This window comes from Geobacillus thermocatenulatus (genome assembly GCF_002217655.1).
Lineage (GTDB): Bacteria > Bacillota > Bacilli > Bacillales > Anoxybacillaceae > Geobacillus > Geobacillus thermocatenulatus.
The window spans coordinates 1,343,275-1,360,408 of sequence record NZ_NEWK01000001.1; the positions used below are offsets into that span (position 1 = coordinate 1,343,275).

Annotated in this window: 19 protein-coding genes, 1 pseudogene and 1 riboswitch; of the genes and pseudogenes, 17 read left to right on the forward strand and 3 right to left on the reverse strand. The window is 53.1% G+C overall.

Going from position 1 to position 17,134, the window contains the following annotated elements; translation table 11 throughout:
- Window positions 1–90 precede the first annotated feature (90 nt).
- Window positions 91–1,035: pseudogene (locus B9L19_RS06815) on the reverse strand (IS110 family RNA-guided transposase); the annotation flags it as partial.
- A gap of 341 nt (window positions 1,036–1,376) precedes the next feature.
- Between B9L19_RS06815 and B9L19_RS06820 the strand changes: the two are divergent.
- On the forward strand, window positions 1,377–2,495 hold the full coding sequence (locus B9L19_RS06820; RefSeq protein WP_089113879.1) for an RNA-guided endonuclease InsQ/TnpB family protein: 1,119 nt from the start codon (window positions 1,377–1,379) through the stop codon (window positions 2,493–2,495).
- A 47-nt stretch (window positions 2,496–2,542) separates the two neighbouring features.
- Here B9L19_RS06820 and B9L19_RS06825 read toward each other — a convergent pair whose 3' ends face one another.
- Window positions 2,543–3,502 carry a DUF1002 domain-containing protein gene (locus B9L19_RS06825; protein ID WP_021321993.1) on the reverse strand — a complete coding sequence of 320 codons (960 nt, stop codon included), beginning with the start codon at window positions 3,500–3,502 and terminating at the stop codon, window positions 2,543–2,545.
- Window positions 3,503–3,686: 184 nt separating this feature from the next.
- On the opposite strand from B9L19_RS06825, the gene B9L19_RS06830 reads away from it, so the two are divergent.
- The 7 genes from B9L19_RS06830 to B9L19_RS06855 all read left to right on the forward strand — a co-directional run bounded on the left by B9L19_RS06830 (window position 3,687) and on the right by B9L19_RS06855 (window position 8,546).
- Entirely contained in the window at window positions 3,687–4,127 is a 441-nt protein-coding gene (locus B9L19_RS06830) for a peptidylprolyl isomerase (protein ID WP_031206211.1), read from the forward strand.
- Window positions 4,114–4,242 carry a hypothetical protein gene (locus B9L19_RS19525; protein WP_014196248.1) on the forward strand — a complete coding sequence of 43 codons (129 nt, stop codon included), beginning with the start codon at window positions 4,114–4,116 and terminating at the stop codon, window positions 4,240–4,242. The genes B9L19_RS06830 and B9L19_RS19525 overlap by 14 nt, the downstream gene beginning before the upstream one ends.
- 47 nt (window positions 4,243–4,289) lie before the next feature.
- Window positions 4,290–4,422, forward strand: a riboswitch (FMN riboswitch).
- Between the two features lie 206 nt (window positions 4,423–4,628).
- Window positions 4,629–5,771 carry a bifunctional diaminohydroxyphosphoribosylaminopyrimidine deaminase/5-amino-6-(5-phosphoribosylamino)uracil reductase RibD gene (gene ribD / locus B9L19_RS06835; RefSeq protein ID WP_021321991.1) on the forward strand — a complete coding sequence of 381 codons (1,143 nt, stop codon included), beginning with the start codon at window positions 4,629–4,631 and terminating at the stop codon, window positions 5,769–5,771.
- Window positions 5,726–6,370: a riboflavin synthase gene (ribE, locus tag B9L19_RS06840; RefSeq protein WP_011231778.1), complete on the forward strand. Its 645-nt coding sequence runs from the start codon at window positions 5,726–5,728 to the stop codon at window positions 6,368–6,370. Before ribD ends, ribE begins: the two co-directional genes overlap by 46 nt.
- 20 nt (window positions 6,371–6,390) lie before the next feature.
- Complete coding sequence (locus B9L19_RS06845; RefSeq protein WP_014196246.1) at window positions 6,391–7,584, forward strand: bifunctional 3,4-dihydroxy-2-butanone-4-phosphate synthase/GTP cyclohydrolase II; 1,194 nt, start codon at window positions 6,391–6,393, stop codon at window positions 7,582–7,584.
- 20 nt (window positions 7,585–7,604) lie between these two features.
- Entirely contained in the window at window positions 7,605–8,069 is a 465-nt protein-coding gene (ribH, locus tag B9L19_RS06850; RefSeq protein WP_011231776.1) for a 6,7-dimethyl-8-ribityllumazine synthase, read from the forward strand.
- Between the two features lie 120 nt (window positions 8,070–8,189).
- Window positions 8,190–8,546: a GNAT family N-acetyltransferase gene (locus B9L19_RS06855; RefSeq protein ID WP_011231775.1), complete on the forward strand. Its 357-nt coding sequence runs from the start codon at window positions 8,190–8,192 to the stop codon at window positions 8,544–8,546.
- A gap of 22 nt (window positions 8,547–8,568) precedes the next feature.
- Here the strand turns inward: B9L19_RS06855 and B9L19_RS06860 are convergent, their stop codons facing one another.
- Window positions 8,569–9,108, reverse strand: a complete 540-nt coding sequence (locus tag B9L19_RS06860) for a DUF309 domain-containing protein (protein WP_011231774.1) — start codon at window positions 9,106–9,108, stop codon at window positions 8,569–8,571.
- A gap of 194 nt (window positions 9,109–9,302) precedes the next feature.
- Here B9L19_RS06860 and B9L19_RS06865 point away from each other — a divergent pair, with 194 nt between their 5' ends.
- The 9 genes from B9L19_RS06865 to resA all read left to right on the forward strand — a co-directional run bounded on the left by B9L19_RS06865 (window position 9,303) and on the right by resA (window position 17,131).
- On the forward strand, window positions 9,303–10,058 hold the full coding sequence (locus B9L19_RS06865) for a segregation/condensation protein A (RefSeq protein ID WP_047752861.1): 756 nt from the start codon (window positions 9,303–9,305) through the stop codon (window positions 10,056–10,058).
- Window positions 10,059–10,233: 175 nt separating this feature from the next.
- Window positions 10,234–10,887: an SMC-Scp complex subunit ScpB gene (gene scpB / locus B9L19_RS06870; protein WP_011231772.1), complete on the forward strand. Its 654-nt coding sequence runs from the start codon at window positions 10,234–10,236 to the stop codon at window positions 10,885–10,887.
- Between the two features lie 18 nt (window positions 10,888–10,905).
- Window positions 10,906–11,307, forward strand: coding sequence for a hypothetical protein (locus B9L19_RS06875; RefSeq protein WP_011231771.1), 402 nt, complete (start codon window positions 10,906–10,908; stop codon window positions 11,305–11,307).
- A gap of 357 nt (window positions 11,308–11,664) precedes the next feature.
- Window positions 11,665–12,978, forward strand: coding sequence for a superoxide dismutase (locus B9L19_RS06880; RefSeq protein WP_033012345.1), 1,314 nt, complete (start codon window positions 11,665–11,667; stop codon window positions 12,976–12,978).
- A gap of 349 nt (window positions 12,979–13,327) precedes the next feature.
- Window positions 13,328–14,476, forward strand: coding sequence for a D-alanyl-D-alanine carboxypeptidase family protein (locus B9L19_RS06885; protein WP_020278277.1), 1,149 nt, complete (start codon window positions 13,328–13,330; stop codon window positions 14,474–14,476).
- On the forward strand, window positions 14,469–15,065 hold the full coding sequence (locus tag B9L19_RS06890) for a nucleoside recognition domain-containing protein (protein WP_011231767.1): 597 nt from the start codon (window positions 14,469–14,471) through the stop codon (window positions 15,063–15,065). Before B9L19_RS06885 ends, B9L19_RS06890 begins: the two co-directional genes overlap by 8 nt.
- Window positions 15,065–15,598, forward strand: a complete 534-nt coding sequence (locus B9L19_RS06895) for a spore maturation protein (protein ID WP_011231766.1) — start codon at window positions 15,065–15,067, stop codon at window positions 15,596–15,598. The genes B9L19_RS06890 and B9L19_RS06895 overlap by 1 nt, the downstream gene beginning before the upstream one ends.
- Window positions 15,599–15,732: 134 nt before the next feature.
- Entirely contained in the window at window positions 15,733–16,464 is a 732-nt protein-coding gene (locus B9L19_RS06900; RefSeq protein WP_025948542.1) for a pseudouridine synthase, read from the forward strand.
- 142 nt (window positions 16,465–16,606) lie between these two features.
- Window positions 16,607–17,131: a thiol-disulfide oxidoreductase ResA gene (gene resA, locus B9L19_RS06905; protein ID WP_011231764.1), complete on the forward strand. Its 525-nt coding sequence runs from the start codon at window positions 16,607–16,609 to the stop codon at window positions 17,129–17,131.
- Window positions 17,132–17,134: the final 3 nt, after the last annotated feature.

Sequence of the window (17,134 nt, forward strand, 5' to 3'; positions counted from 1 at the left end):
TTTTGAGCACATCTATTTTACCCAAGGAGTCCGGTTCATGTCTCCTTTTTTGTTTGGTTGTCAATTTATGTTAGTGAATTTGCTCATCTACAGATGAGGATTACCCTTTACCGTTCGTGTACTTTTGCGTTTTCCAGCGCTTTCGTGATTTCCCGGGGCCACCCCAGCCCAAGAAGCGAGGCGCTGCGGTGTCGGGAACTGTCCCATATCCACTCCGATTTCGGCGATGATGACGGCGGCGGTTTCCTTTTTCACTCCAGGAATCGTCATCAGAAGATCCACTTCCTGTTGATACGGTTGTAAGAGATGGTCGATACGTTGGTCCATCTCCTGAATCAAGCTTTCCAAATACTCGATGTGCTTCCACGATTGGCGAATCATGAACAACTCATGTTCGGTTAATGTCCCAAAGAGCGATTCCTGAATTTGTTGCTTTTTCCCTTTCATTCTTCCGTGAAGGCAAGCGTCGATATCGGCTTCTTCGATGTACCCCTGTTCCATTAAACGGGTCAAGAGTTTTCGGCCCGATACTCCGAAGATGTCGGAAATCACCGTACCCAGCTTGATATTGGAACACTCCAATACTTTATGAATTCGGTTTTTTTCCGCAATCAATTGACCCACCCACTTTTTGCGTAAACGGGTCAAGTCCCGCAATTCTCGAATTGGCGCGGGTGGCACAAAACTCTTTTCAATCAGTCCATAACGCAATAATTTAGCGATCCATTCCGCATCGGATACATCCGTTTTTCTCCCTGGGACATTCTTGATTCGCTGAGCGTTGGCCAAGGTAATGTCAAAGTAGTCCTCTAAAATGTTAAAGACCGGTTTCCAGTAAACCCCCGTACTCTCCATCGCTAGATGAGTGATTTCTCGATCCTCGAGCCATTTCAGGAGGCGAAACAAGTCTTTGGTAAACGTCGAAAACGTTTCGATCTCCTTTTGAATGTGGTCTTCTTCTCCCCAAAGCGCACAAACGACAATCGTTTTGGCATGAACATCTAAACCTGCGCAACGATGATAAAGCACATCCATGATCCGGACTCCTTCCATTGATGAATTCGCAAACAGTGAGTCCACTTGTTCGTTAGGCATTTTTCTGTTCGTAGTCACCTTTTCCAAATGAAAAGGGCTTACAATGGGTGGAACACCAAATGGACTCAAACAGTTTTTTGTACAGGGTCGAACCACCATTAAAAAGCACGTCTTTCCAAACTGTTTGCGTTCATCCTCCATTATGGAAGGAGAGATGGATTTTCATGCCTGGGTGGGGAGTAAAATTTACTCATGGATGTTTTTTGTATCACTAAAAAATATGATATAATATATGATATAATATATTATATAATATATTTAGTGAAAGAGAGGTGAGACAAATGGACATGACGTTAACAGCCAAAATCAAAATTTACCCAACAGCGGAACAAGCAGAAGTATTGAAAGCCACCCTTTCCGCTTATCGACAAGCGTGCAACGCTGTATCTGTTGTGATTTTTGACACAAAAGTGCTTGTACAAGCCAAGTTACACGACATGACCTATCGTCTACTTCGATCAAACTACGCTTTGCGTTCGCAAATGGCGCAATCTGTGATTAAAACGGTGATCGCTAGATACCGTTCCCTAAAAAGCAATGGTCACGAATGGACATTGGTTCGCTTTAAAAAACTTGAATATGATCTCGTTTGGAATCGAGATTATTCGCTTGTTCAAGGCGTATTTTCTGTCAATACGCTAGAAGGACGAATCAAAGTACCATTCGAACCAAAAGGCATGGAACAATATTTTGATGGCTCATGGACGTTTGGCACAGCCAAACTCGTCTACAAGCATAACAAATTCTTTTTGCACATTCCCTTGACCAAAACGATTCCAACCGTGGATGAACACAACATCCGCCAGGTGGTCGGTGTCGATGTGGGTGTTAACTTTCTTGCAGCAGCTTATGATTCGCAAGGGAAAACCACCTTTTTTAACGGGCGAAAAATCAAGCATATGCGTGCCAAGTACAAACGAATGCGAAAAACCCTCCAGCAAAAAGGGACGGCTTCTGCGCGTCGGAAGTTGAAAACAATCGGACAACGAGAAAACCGTTGGATGACGGATGTGAACCATGCTGTCACGAAGGCACTCGTTCGTCAATATGGAGAACGTACCCTTTTTGTATTAGAAGATTTAACAGGCATTCGTGAAAAAACAGAACGTGTACGTATCCATGACCGATATGAAACCGTATCGTGGGCGTTCTATCAGTTCCGTCAAATGTTAGAGTATAAGGCACGTTTGCATGGGTCAAAAGTGATGGTGGTTGCTCCGCATTACACCTCTTTGACATGTCCAAAGTGTGGTCATACGGAAAAAGCCAATCGAAACAAGCGTACACACACCTTTTGTTGCCGAACATGCGGATACACCTCAAACGATGACCGCATTGGTGCTATGAACCTTCAACGAAAAGGAATAGAGTACATCGTTGAAGGAACGACACAGGCATGACCTGCGTCGTTGGGTAGTTGTCAACCTGCCCCTAATGCAACCCCAAGTCAAGGAAGGAGGACGAAGTCCGCTCGCACTTCTGGGGAGTTGCAAGCCCCCACTTCAAGCGTTAGCGAAGTGGGGGTAGTTGACTGTTGATTTGAGGAAAATGCTGATTTGATCGCGTTCCAAATTTCTTTGAAGATGTCGATAAGGTTTTGAATGAACGTTTTCCCTTCTTCTGACTGCAAAAACGCCGATAGCTGTTCTTTCGCCTTGCTCAGCTGATCGTTCACTTGATCCCAATTAATATGGGCGTTTTGCATTTTATGGAAAAGGGAAATCAGGTTGTTGATTTCATTCTCGCTCAGCGTAATGCCAAGGTCGTTGGCGATTTTTTCAATAAGGGCGCGCAAATCAGCGTCCGTCTGCGGTGGGTTGTTGGCGATTTCTTGTTTGATTTTCGCCAGCAGGGCGACCGCTTTGTCCGCGCCGATCGAATCGGCGAGCTTCGCCGTCTGCACCATTTCCTCGTTCGCCACTTTTTTGACATCATCAGGGATGGCTTGGTCCGAGGAAATTTCATACGCCTTCATCAGCCCCGTCAGCGCTGCGGTGCCGGAAACCGGAAACGGGGCGGTGATGTAAATATCGGCATCTTTCACCCCTGCGGTGATCAAGGCGTTTGTATACATCTCTTTCGTCACCCATGTGATGTTGTGCGTTTCGACATGAAGCCCCGAGCCGGGCTCTTTTATCGTGATCATCGACGACGAGATGGCGCGCGTGCCGATTTGCGCTTTCGGAATGAGTCCGTCCAAATATTTATGCTCCTCAACGTTTGAGACGGTGATCGTTTGCGCCCCGTCCGGCGCCTTCATTTCGTCGAGCACTTTTTGCTTTTGTTCATTCGTTAAGTTTTCCCCGAGCGTCACAATGACATCGCCCGGCGCGGCATCGGCCGCTGCGATGCCCGGAGATGCCAAGAGCACCGCCCAAAGCAGCGATGAAGCGATCGTTCGTTTCACATAGCTCGCCTCCTGTTTACGAAAATGCATTATCATTATACCGTACGCTCGCCTGCTTGGCTATCGGCAAAAAGCGACGCGGTCAGGCGGCGTGCGAATTTGAAAAGACATTTTTTCTTTTGTTTCACTTGGCAATCATGGTATGATAAAAGCAGTTTCGATGTCGAAAAGGAGCTGGATGCTTGTGGCGAAAAAAGGATATATTCTAATGGAAAACGGCGGGAAAATCAAGTTTGAACTGTTCCCAAACGAGGCGCCGGTGACGGTGGCCAATTTTGAGAAGCTCGCAAACGAAGGCTTTTATAACGGGTTGACGTTCCACCGCGTCATCCCTGGATTTGTCAGCCAAGGAGGATGTCCACGCGGCAACGGAACGGGCGATGCCGGCTATACGATCCCGTGCGAGACGGACAACAATCCACACCGACATGTCACCGGCGCGATGTCCATGGCGCACCGCGGCCGCGACACCGGCAGCTGCCAGTTCTTTATCGTCCACGAGCCGCAGCCGCACTTGGATGGGGTGCACACCGTCTTTGGCCAAGTGACATCGGGCATGGACGTCGTGAGGACGATGAAAAACGGCGACGTGATGAAGGAAGTGAAAGTATTTGACGAACCGTAAACAGCGCATGAGCGAGGATGATCGGACTGTTCGAAACAACTGGCGCTTGTTTTTCTTTTTGCTTGCGGCCAGCCTGTTGTGGGGAGCGGCGTATTGGATTTGGGTTGCGGAATGATGATGCAGGGCGTTTCGTGTGGTATAATGAACATAACGATATAGTGATGCATCCTTCGGGGCAGGGTGAAATTCCCGACCGGCGGTGATGGGGCTTTCCGCCCCTCAGCCCGCGAGCCGAAAGGCAGGATCCGGTGCGATTCCGGAGCCGACAGTATAGTCTGGATGGGAGAAGGATGCCAATATGCGCACGGCTGTTTTCGGCCGGTTCAGACCCATGGGCAGCGTCTGTCGGCCGACTAGGCATGGTAGTATCTTTTGTTTCCGACCGGCCGGTATAGCCTGCTTAGCGAACGTGTGTTTGTTTGCGCATCATTGGTCATTCTCTCATCAATGAGCCCCCGGGGACATCCCGGGGGTTTCGTTTTTATTGAAGGAGGGAGTGCGGTGCATAACGATGAACATTATATGCGGCTCGCTCTCGATGTGGCCAAAGCTGGGGTCGGGCAAACGTCTCCCAATCCTGCAGTTGGCGCGGTCGTTGTCAACGGTGGGACGGTCGTTGGGCTTGGCGCCCATTTGAAAGCGGGTGAGCCGCACGCTGAAGTCTATGCGATCCGCATGGCTGGCGAGAAGGCGCGCGGTGCGACGGTGTACGTGACGCTTGAGCCGTGCAGCCATTATGGAAAAACGCCGCCATGTGCCGATTTGCTCATCCAGGCGGGCGTCCGTCGCGTCGTCGTTGCCACGACCGACCCGAATCCGCTTGTCGCGGGAAAAGGGATTGCCAAGCTGCGCCAAGCGGGCATTGACGTTGATGTTGGCGTATTAAAAGACGAAGCGGACGAATTAAATCGGATGTTTTTCCACTATATCGCCGCAAAAACGCCGTTTGTCACGTTGAAGTTCGCATGCAGCCTCGATGGCAAAATCGCGACGGCGACGGGGGAAAGCAAATGGATTACATCAAGCGCGGCGCGTGAGGATGTCCATCGCCTTCGTGCGCAGCATGACGCCATTTTGGTCGGCGTCAACACCGTTTTGACCGACAACCCGAAGCTTACCGTCCGCTTTGGGGAAAAGCGGAAAAACCCGCTGCGCATCATTTTAGATACAAAATTGCGTACACCGCTTGACGCCCATGTCGTCGCTGACAAGGAAGCAGAAACGTGGATCATCACCGGCGGCGTCAGTCGGGAACAAGCAGCGGCGTATGAGCGCCTTGGGGTGCGTGTATTTTCAATGCCGACGGCCCAGATCGATGTCCGCGATGTGCTCCGTCTGCTTGGGGAGCAGGGAGTCATGTCGCTGTTTGTCGAAGGCGGCTCGCGCGTTCATGACAGCTTCCTCCGCGCGGGAGCAGTCAATGAGGTCATCGCCTATATCGCTCCGAAGCTGATCGGCGGCCGCGGGGCGCCGACGTCGGTCGGCGGCCTTGGCTTCGCCCGGCTTGCTGAAGCGGTGGAGCTTGACATCCGCCGCATCGAGACGATCGGCCCGGACATCAAAATCGTCGCCGCGCCGAAACGGAAGGAGGAATCGTTGTGTTCACTGGCATTATTGAAGAGATCGGCACGATCGAACAAATGAAGCAAACCGGCGATGCCATCGTGATGACGATTGGCGCCAAGCGGGTGCTCGAAGATGTGCGGCTTGGCGACAGCATCGCCGTCAACGGCGTCTGCTTGACCGTCACATCGTTCACCGAACGGCAGTTTACGGTCGATGTCATGCCGGAGACGGTGAAAGCGACGGCGCTAAAGACATTAAAGCCGGGGGCGAAGGTGAATTTGGAGCGGGCAATGGCGGCTGGAGGACGGTTTGGCGGCCATTTCGTCACCGGGCATGTGGACGGCGTCGGGCGCATCATCCGGCAGTGGCCGAAAGCGAACGCCGTCTACTATGAAATCGAAGTGCCGGCCTCGCTGCGCGCCTATATGATTGAGAAAGGATCGGTCGCAGTCGATGGGACGAGCTTGACGATTTTCGGTCTGAGCGAGCGCACGTTCATCGTTTCACTCATTCCGCATACGCGTGAGGCGACGATTTTAGGCGAAAAGCGGCCGGGCGATCTCGTCAATATCGAGTGCGACATGATCGGCAAGTACGTCGCCGCTTTCCTCACCGCGAAAGCGACGCCGACCTCCAAATTGACGGTCGAATTTTTGGAGCAGCACGGCTATAAATAGTGGAAAAGGGGGCAAGCTTGATGTTTGACACGATTGAAGCAGCGCTTTCGGCGCTGAAAAACGGAGAAGTGATCATCGTTTGCGATGACGAAGACCGCGAAAATGAAGGCGATTTTGTCGTGCTGGCCGAAAAAGCTACTCCGGATGTCATTAACTTTATGATCACTCATGGCCGCGGGCTCGTCTGCGTGCCGATTACGGAGGAATTGGCGGAGCGGCTCGAGCTTGAGCCGATGGTCACTCATAACACGGACGCGCATGGCACAGCGTTTACGGTGAGTGTCGACTACAAAACGACAACGACGGGAATCAGCGCCTACGAGCGGGCGGCGACGATTCAGGCGCTGCTTGATCCGAATGTGAAAGCGAGCGATTTTAAACGTCCTGGCCACGTTTTTCCGTTGATTGCGAAAAAGGGAGGCGTCTTGCGGCGCGCCGGCCATACAGAAGCGGCGGTTGATTTGGCCCGTTTGTGCGGCGCGAAGCCGGCCGGCGTCATTTGCGAAATCATTAAAGAGGACGGGACGATGGCTCGCGTTCCTGATTTGCGGCAAATCGCCGACCAGTTCGGATTGAAAATGATCACGATCAAAGATTTGATCGCCTATCGGAGCCAGCGGGAAAAGCTCGTGAAACGGGAGGTGGACGTTTGGCTGCCGACCGAATTCGGCGAATTTCGCGCCATCGGCTACACAAACGTGCTCGACGGAAAAGAGCATGTGGCGCTTGTCAAAGGAGAGATCATCCCGGATGAGCCGATCTTGGTGCGCGTCCATTCCGAATGCTTAACTGGCGATGTGTTTGGCTCGTACCGGTGCGACTGCGGTCCGCAGCTGCATGCGGCGCTCAGGCAAATCGAGGCGGAAGGGCGCGGGGTGTTGCTTTACATGCGCCAAGAAGGGCGCGGCATCGGCCTTATGAACAAGTTGCGCGCTTACAAGCTGCAGGAGCAAGGTTATGACACCGTCGAGGCGAACGAAAAGCTCGGCTTCCCCGCCGATTTGCGCGATTATGGCATCGGGGCGCAAATTTTGAAAGATCTTGGCGTGACGAAAATGCGCCTGCTCACGAACAACCCGCGCAAAATCGCCGGCTTAAAAGGGCATGGACTCGAAGTCGTTGAACGGGTGCCCATTCAGATGCCAGCGAAAAAGGAAAATGAAAAATATTTGCGCACGAAACATGAAAAATTAGGACATATGCTTCATTTTTAATGATGGGAGGAGCAACGAACATGCGCATCATTGAAGGAAACTTAGTCGGCACCGGATTGAAAATCGGCATCGTCGTCTCTCGTTTTAACGAATTCATCACGGGCAAGCTTTTATCTGGGGCGATCGACGGCTTGACGCGCCATGGCGTGAGCGACAGCGACATCACTGTCGCCTGGGTGCCGGGTGCGTTTGAAATCCCGCTTGTGGCGAAAAAAATGGCGGAATCGAAGCAGTTTGACGCTGTCATTACGCTTGGCGCCGTCATCCGTGGGGCAACGAGCCATTTTGACTACGTCTGCAGCGAGGCGGCCAAAGGCGTCTCCCACGCGGCGCTTGCAAGCGGTGTTCCGGTCATTTTCGGCGTGTTGACGACGGACACCATTGAACAGGCGATCGAGCGGGCCGGCACGAAAGCGGGCAATAAAGGATGGGAAGCGGCGGTGTCGGCGATCGAAATGGCGAACGTCTTGCGGACGCTTGCGTAATTTGCGTAAAAAGGCATGAAATGGTTCACAATATCGGTGAGAATGTTTATAATACGTATAGAGAAAATGACAAAAACTTTTCCATTTCGGAAAAGCGTTTGTCGATAATGAGGGATTTTTATGTTAATCCGTTACCGAAAAAACTATGAGAAAATCGCCATGGGACTGTTGTCGTTTATGCCGACGGAAAAAGACCTGAAACGGCTGCAGCAGACGATGAAACAGTATGAAACAAACAACGATTGGCAGCTGTTTTTATGGAAAGAAGGGGATGACATCGTCGGCATTATCGGCGTCCTGTTGCGCGCTCCTGATGTTGTGGAAATCCAGCACATCAGCGTCAATCCGTCACACCGCCACCAAGGGATCGGAAAACAGATGGTCAAGGCATTGAAAGAGGTGTACCCGGGCTGCCGATTGTGCGCCAACGAGTGGACCGCCTCGTTTTTCGATAAATGCCATGCGTGCAACGAATAACGAAACTAGCGCGGCTCCGCGCTCAGGCGGGCGGCGGAGGGGGAGGGAAGCCAACTCCTTCCGCTTTGGCCCGTTTTTTTTGTTCGCGTGCGGCGACGACGTCCGAGCGGTCGCGGCGCCGGTGTTTATCCACAAGATCAAGGTTGGCTAGGTCGCTGGCTTGCCCCCAAACGAGCTGCCGGTGGGCGCAGGCGGCCTGGCATTGCTCATAAAGGGAACGGTCGCGAATCGGCAGTTCGACGCTTTCGTACGGTTCGCCGCGAGTGATCCGCCCAGCCGTCTCGTCGAGCAAGCGGGCGAGCGCCTCGTCATCGAGGCCGAGCCGCCGGATCATCTCTTGCGCTTCGTCAAGCAGCGCCCGCGCCCGTCGAATGAGGCGCAGCGCTCCCGAGACGTTGCCGCGCCGGTAATGGTAAAAAGCGACCGCCGTTTGAATGAGCACAAGCCAACCTTTGTTTCGACCGTCTTGTTTCCAATGTTCCTCCAAAATTTCGTGGCATTCAAAATAATCGCGGTCGCTATGGAAATGGACCAAATACTCGATATACGCTTTTGGATACATCGGCCATCGTTCCTTTCAAAAGTGGGCCGCGCCATGTGAAGGCGGACGGCTCTTCTTCGATTATACGACTTCGGCGGCCTGCGGCGCAAAAAAGAGACTGTTTTCCGTTCGCTTCGCCGCTTCGTTATGATACAATAAATGTACTGCAGCTGGAGACGAGCCTACCGGGCGGTGGTTCTGGAAAAAATGGTGGGATGGATGTGCAATTGCCGTACAACGTCAAAATCGAAGCGTTTGAAGGGCCGCTTGATCTGCTTTTGCATTTGATCAACCGCTATGAAATCGATATTTACGATATTCCGGTCGCGCAAATTACGGAGCAGTATATGGCGTACATTCACACCATGCAGGAGCTTGAGTTGGATATCGCCAGCGAATATTTAGTGATGGCGGCCACCTTGCTTGCGATCAAAAGCAAAATGCTGTTGCCGCCCTCCAATGAGGAAGCTGTCGACGGCGACATCGAGTGGGGCGATGACGGGGACCCGCGCGAGGAGCTGGCGCAGCGGCTGCTTGAATATAAAAAGTTTAAAGAGGCGGCGCGCGAACTGAAGCGGCGCGAAGAGGAGCGGGCGCTTTTGTTTACAAAGCCGCCGAGCGACTTAAGCGCATACGCGGATGAGAAAAAGGCGGCGCCGCTGGATGTGAACGTATACGATATGCTTGGCGCCTTGTCGAAGCTGTTGCGCCGAAAAAAACTGCAAAAACCGATGCGGGCGAAAATCTCCCGCCAAGATATTTCCGTCGAACAGCGCATGGCGGAAATTTTGCATGAACTAAAGCAGGCGAACGGGCGGAAAAACTTTTACGAGCTGTTTCCGTCCTACGATCGTTCGTATATCGTCGTGACGTTTTTGGCCATTTTAGAGTTGATGAAGCAAGATGAAATCATCGTTGAGCAAGAACGGAATTTCAGCGATTTGTTTCTGGCGGTGAAACCAGCCGGTTGAGGCGGTGCGGTTTGGCCGCGGCGGTTCGCTGCGGCGGGCCGCTTTTCTTTTGTTGTTTGCCCATGCCATGATAAGGCGGAGAGCTGACTCACATTGGGGTGAGAAGACTTGGGAAACGACGAAAACAGGAGGAAAGGAGGAGGGGCGCCAACGAGTTTGGCGTGGCAGAAGGGCGATGGAACAAAACGAAAGAGAAAAAAAGGGCGCCGGTGCGCCAAATTCGGCAAAGGCGATCGTGGAAGCGCTGTTGTTTGCTGCCGGCGATGAAGGGCTGTCGCTTTCACAAATTGCTGCTGTGTTGGAAGTCAGCGAGCTAGAGGCGAAAGCGGTGATCGAGGAGCTTCAACAAGACTGTCGACGGGAAGAGCGCGGCATCCAGCTTGTCGAACTTGGCGGCGTGTTTTTGTTGGCGACAAAAAAAGAACACGCCCCCTATTTAAAGAAGTTGGTCGAAGCGCCGGGAGCATCGCCGCTGTCACAGGCGGCGCTTGAGACGCTCGCCATTATCGCATACCGCCAGCCGATTACGCGCGCGGAGATTGAGGAAATTCGCGGCGTAAAAAGCGACAAGCCATTGCAGACGCTGATGGCACGGGCGCTCATTAAAGAGGTTGGACGAGCCGAAGGAACCGGGCGGCCGATTTTGTACGGGACAACCCCGGAATTTCTCGATTATTTCGGGCTAAAAACGCTCGAGGAGCTGCCGCCGCTGCCGGAATGGGCGGACGATGGCGAATCCGAGCGGGAAGCGGATTTATTTTTCGAAAAATTAGCAGAAAATTTGAGCGATGGGCAGCCGGAATATGGTAAACTAAAGAAAAATGGCTGATCGGGAAGGAGAGCGCTCATGAACGTTTGCCGCCTGTACGGTGAAGAGCTGCAAAAGTCGCAATCGAACACGTTTGAAGACTATTTCAACCGCTCGGAAGTCACGTACCGCGACGGGGGCGAAGAGCGGACGCTGTCTGTGTTGTATTTGCGCCATTTTGAGGCGGCGCTGCTTGATTGGCTGCCGTATGAAAGCGATCCACTGTTTACGGCTAACGGGCGCGACATTCATTTGCGCGACATCATTGCTCTTGTCTGTTTATGGAAAAATCCGGCGTATCGGAAGCGAAAGCGCGTCTACATTCATGATGAAGAGGAATTGCGCCGTTATTTTGCTGAGGTAGACGCCAAAACGCTGCAGGCGCTTGTCAGCGAATGGGCGGAAACCGGCGAGTGCCGCTTGCCTGAACGGTCGGCGTAACGAGAAAATGCGGTTGGCGCCGCGTTTTCTGTGCGTCTGGACAAGGAAACCGTTTGGTGCAGCCGGCGGTTTGCCAAAGCAGCCTGCCTTTTTCAGAAAAAAGGGGGGGCTGACCCAAAACGCGAATATGTTTTGGGTCAGCCCGATTTTTTTGAGCGGTTTATCTATGGCTCATTTGCAGACCCGCTGCAGGGAAGCATCACCGCGATTCTGTTCTTCCTTGCTGTCTTTTCCTATGATGACTGCCCTCGCTCCTCTATGTATGAGCGGCCGGGAATTTGGGTGAATGCGGACAAGAACGATTTCCCCATGACAGCATACGATATGGCGAACAAAACAGGAGGAGGTTTTTACCAAATGGACGATCAGGTGTTGTTCGCCCAATATGCGGCTAGGGTGAACGAATGGGGAAATCAAGTCAAGGAGACGCTCGCTTTGCGTGGGGCAAGCACGGATGGCGCTTCGTCGCTGCTCGAGTTTATTGCCGAGCATGACGGCGAGTGGACGGAAGAGGCCGTCCGCGAGCTTCAGCGCCTTGCCGATGACGTGTATGTCGGTGCGCTTCGCCAGTATGTCATGGAAGCGGCTGCGTGGGGAAGACAAGTTGAACAGGCGCTGTCTGCACGCAGGATGGCTGAGGATGTTGGGCTTTCGTCTTTGTTGGCGTACATCGATGGACACGGCGATGAATGGACCGAAGAAGCGATTTACGAGCTCCAGCGTCTTGTCGATGACGTATACACTCGGGCCGTCCGCCTGGCTGATTCGTCAGCTGCCGATCGGGAAGAAGAGGCGACGCAAGAACAAGTCGAAGGGGAATCGGTGTCGCCTGAACTGGAGAGTGAAAACAAAGAGAACGAAGACGGATGGCTTGACACCAGCGGGACGGCAGAGCGGGTTGAGGACGCAAAAGAGCCGGCTTTTATGGCGGAGCTCTCCGACTCGCCGACTGATGCAGCTGACGGCGAGCCGGATCAAGTGGACAACGTGACCGATGGAAAGCGACGCTGGGTGGATGCGGACGACGGCGGTGAGCCGCGTCAACAAGTAGCGCCCGGCCGTCATGTCTTGCCGCCGCTGCCGTACCGTTATGATGCGCTCGAGCCGCATATTTCCGAAGAAATCATGCGCCTTCACCATACGAAGCATCATCAAAGCTATGTCGACGGTCTTAATCAGGCGGAGCGGATGATGGCCGAGGCGCGCCGGACGAACAATTTTGATCTGTTGAAACATTGGGAGCGGGAAGCGGCGTTCCACGGCTCCGGGCATTATTTGCATACAATCTTTTGGTACAACATGCATCCAGAGGGCGGCGGCGAGCCGCGCGGGGAGCTGCGGGCGCAAATCGAGCGCGATTTTGGCAGTTTTACCGCCTTTCGCCGTCATTTCACCGAAGCGGCGAAAAGCGCCGAAGGGGTCGGCTGGGCGCTGCTCGTTTGGGCGCCGCGAGCGCACCGTCTGGAAATTTTGCAGGCGGAAAAACACCAGCTCATGGCGCAATGGGATGTGATCCCGCTTCTCGTGCTTGATGTGTGGGAGCATGCCTACTATTTGCAATACAAAAATGATCGGGCGGCGTACATCGAACATTGGTGGAACGTCGTCAACTGGCGCAACGTTGAAGAACGCTTTCATGAGGCGCAGAAGCTTCGTTGGCAGCCGTTTTAAACGGGCGGGGGGGAACCCCCTGCCCGTTTTTTTGGGAGAGCAGGCGCTGCGATCCATCAGGACACCTGTCCGCCGTTTCAAGGAGCGGCTTTCTCTTTGCAGGGAAAATGTCATCAACGCGCCCAGCGCAAGCGCCGGAGCGGATCGTTCAGGCTGTCTCCCCTTGCAACAGCATTTTTTCATCATATTTGTCCCATCGAGGCATACACTTGTACAAAACGCGGCTTTGGGGTTCAGCCTGTTTCCGCCGCGACGTTTCTTCGGCTGCGGCCCGTTCAGCCTAATCGGAAAGGAGGAACAGGCGATTCCTCCCCGCTCCTTAAAGGAGGGGGATCCTCGCCGATATGAGATGAATAAGCAGAAGCGGCTCATTGCGCTCATTCTTGCACTCGCTGCGGGGATTATGGCATTTGTTCCAGAGCGGATGCGCGCTATGGATGGGGTGAGCGCAAAAAGCGCGATTTTGATAGAGCAGCATTCCGGGCGGGTTTTGTTTGCCAAGGATGCCTATACAAAACGGCGCATCGCCAGCATTACGAAAATTATGACCGCCATTTTGGCGATTGAATCGGGGAAGATGGACGACACGGTGACGGTCAGCGCCCGCGCTGTCCGGACCGAAGGGTCGTCAATTTACTTGCGCCAAGGGGAGAAAATCAAACTGCGCGATTTGGTATATGGGCTGATGCTTCGTTCCGGCAACGACGCGGCGGTGGCCATCGCTGAACATGTCGGCGGCAGCGTCGAAGGATTTGTTTTTTTAATGAACCAAAAAGCGGCTGAAATCGGGATGCGTGATACCGAGTTTGCCAATCCGCACGGGTTGGATGACGCGGAAAACCACTACTCAACCGCGTACGATATGGCGCTGCTCATGCAATATGCGATGAAAAACAAAGAGTTTCGGCGCATCTCGGGGACGAAGGTGTACCGCGCCCCCGCTCCGCCCGGCGAAGACGGCGCGCGTGTGTGGCGAAATAAAAACAAGTTGTTGACAAGTCTTTACGAATATTGCACCGGCGGCAAAACCGGCTATACGAAACGGGCCCATCGCACGCTCGTGACGACGGCATCCAAAGGCGGCATCGATTTGATCGCCGTGACGTTGGATGCACCGGACGATTGGAATGACCATATCGCTATGTACGAATATGGATTTTCTCATTATCACATCGCCAAAGTGAGCAGCGAGCGGGTGGTCGACAAAATTTCTGATCCGTTTTACCGCGGGCGGCTGCAGGCGGTCCGCGATTTGCGATATCCGGTGACCGATAAAGAGGAGAGCGGGCTGCGGGTGAAAGTGTATTTGCTGAAGCCGCGCAAGGAATGGGAAAAATACCCAGAACGGGCGCCGACAGAGGTCGGAAAGGCGGTGCTTTATTTGCATCAAAAGGCGGTTGATTCGGTGCCGCTGCTGTATGAACCGGGAAAGGAAGGAAGCGGCCGAGGGTTTTTATGGCAAGTATTTCGCTTTTTAGGTGTGAGAAGAGATGGTTAACCTCATTTGGGTGATGATGGCGGTCATTGGCATCGTCTTTGCGGCGGCCAACGGCACGATGGACGAAGTGAACAAAGCGGTGTTTGAAAGCGCCAAAGAAGCGGTGACGATCAGCATCGGCATGGTCAGCATTTTAGTGTTTTGGCTCGGGCTGATGGCGATCGCTGAACGCGCCGGCTTGCTTGACAAAGCGGCGCGCCTGTTTATGCCGCTCGTACGCCGCTTGTTTCCAGAGGTGCCGCCCGGCCATCCTGCTCTCGGCTATATCGTCTCGAATATGGTCGCCAACATGTTCGGCCTTGGCAATGCGGCGACGCCGATGGGCATAAAGGCGATGGAGCAGCTAAAAAAGCTCAACGGCGGCCGCGACGAGGCTAGCCGGTCGATGGTGACGTTTTTGGCCATGAACACATCAGGCATTACGCTCATTCCGGCGACCGTCATCTCGATCCGCATGACGTACGGTTCAGCGGCGCCGAGCGAGATCATTGGGACGACGATCGTCGCTTCGACGATTTCGACGATTGGGGCGGTATTGATTGACCGGTACTATTATTGGAAACGGATGCGGAAAGGCAGGAAGCCATAATGGCCATCGTCCAACTTCTTTCTGTTTGGCTGATCCCTGCGCTCATTGCTTTTATTTTGCTTTACGGTACAGCAAAGAAAGTGCCGACGTACGAAGCGTTTGTGGAAGGCGGCAAGGAAGGGATCGAGATCGCGTTTTCGCTCATCCCGTATTTGGTCGGCATGTTGGTGTCGGTCGCCATTTTCCGAGCCTCAGGGGCGCTTGATGCCATGATGGAAGTGATCAAACCGCTGGCTGATGCCATTGGACTGCCGGCCGAAGTCGTTCCGCTTGCGGCTCTCCGCACGCTTTCCGGCACGGCGGCGCTCGGCATGACGACCGATTTGATCGCTACTTACGGCCCGGATTCGTTCATCGGGCGCCTTGCTTCTACGATCCAAGGCAGTACGGAGACGACGCTTTACGTGCTCACCGTCTATTTTGGCGCCGTCGGCGTCAAAAAAATGGGCGATGCGTTAAAAGTCGGCATTTTGGCCGACATTCTCAGCTTTATTGTTTCTGTTTTCATCGTTTTGTTTGTATTCGGGCGCTAAACGGCGCCTTTTTTCGTTCCCGCCGTCCGGCGGGCTTTTTGTTTGCAAAGGGAACGGGAAAAATGAAAAATAAAAAGTGCTCTGCTTGTATCTGTTAGACGGAAAGGGTAAGATGATGAAAGAGGTGAGAGAGAATGGAACGGTTGCAAAAAGTGATCGCCCGCGCCGGCATCGCGTCAAGGCGCAAGGCGGAAGAACTCATTTTGCAAGGGCGGGTGAAAGTGAACGGCCGCGTCGTCAAGGAGCTTGGCGTCAAGGTCGGGCCGCGCGATGATGTCGAAGTCGACGGCATCCCGATCGAGCGCGAAGAGCCGGTGTATTATTTGCTGTACAAGCCGCGCGGGGTGATTTCCAGTGTCAAAGATGACAAAGGCCGCAAAGTGGTGACCGATTTTTTCAAAGATCTGGACAAACGCATTTATCCGATCGGGCGGCTTGACTACGATACGTCTGGACTGCTTTTGTTGACGAATGACGGCGACTTTGCCAACCTGCTTATGCACCCGCGGTATGAAATTGAAAAAGTGTACATTGCCAAAGTGAAAGGCATTCCAACGCACGAACAGCTGAAGCGGCTCGAACAAGGAGTGCAGTTGGAAGATGGCATGACGGCGCCAGCCAAAGTGAAGCTGCTCTCCGCCGACCGGAAGAAGGGGACAGCCATTGTGGAAATCCGTATCCACGAAGGACGAAACCGGCAAGTGCGCCGCATGTTTGAGGCGATCGGCTGCGAGGTGCTGAAGCTGAAGCGGGAGCGGTACGCGTTTCTCGATTTGAAAGGGCTGCGCCCCGGCGAATACCGCGAGCTGACGCCGCATGAGGTGAAGTTGCTGCGTGTCCTTGCCCAATCCGGGGGAAGAAAATGACGAAGATTGTCACATAACGTTCATATCCTTGCGCATAAACGAGCGAGGGACTTTGCTATAATGGAAAATGGGAGATTGTGGACCGCTTGCCTCCCCTCTAGCGTTGGCTGTGGGGGAGGAGAAACGTAAAGGGGTTTGAACGATGAAAAAACAACAGCGCTTAGTGATGAGGACAGCGATTTTGCTCGTGTTGCTCGCGGCGATCGGCTATACGATTTACACGAATTTTTTCACGGAGAAAACGGCTGTCGCTGTTGGTTCGACGGCGCCTGATTTTGTGCTGACCGATTTGAAAGGGCATGAACATCGTCTTTCAGACTATCGCGGCAAAGGTGTTTTTTTGAACTTTTGGGGAACGTGGTGCAAGCCGTGCGAGCGGGAGATGCCGTATATGAACGAGCTGTACCCGATTTACAAAAAACAAGGGGTTGAAATTTTGGCTGTCAATGTCGGTGAGCCGAAGTTGAGCGTTGAAAAATTCGCGGAACGGTTCGGCTTGACATTTCCGATTGTGATCGACCGTCAAGATCAAGTATTGAACGCTTATAACGTCGGGCCGCTGCCGACAACGTTCTTGATTGACAAAAACGGCGAAGTAAAACAAATCATTACCGGAACGATGACGAAAGAAGACATCGAACGGCATCTAGAAAGCATCAAACCGTAAGGA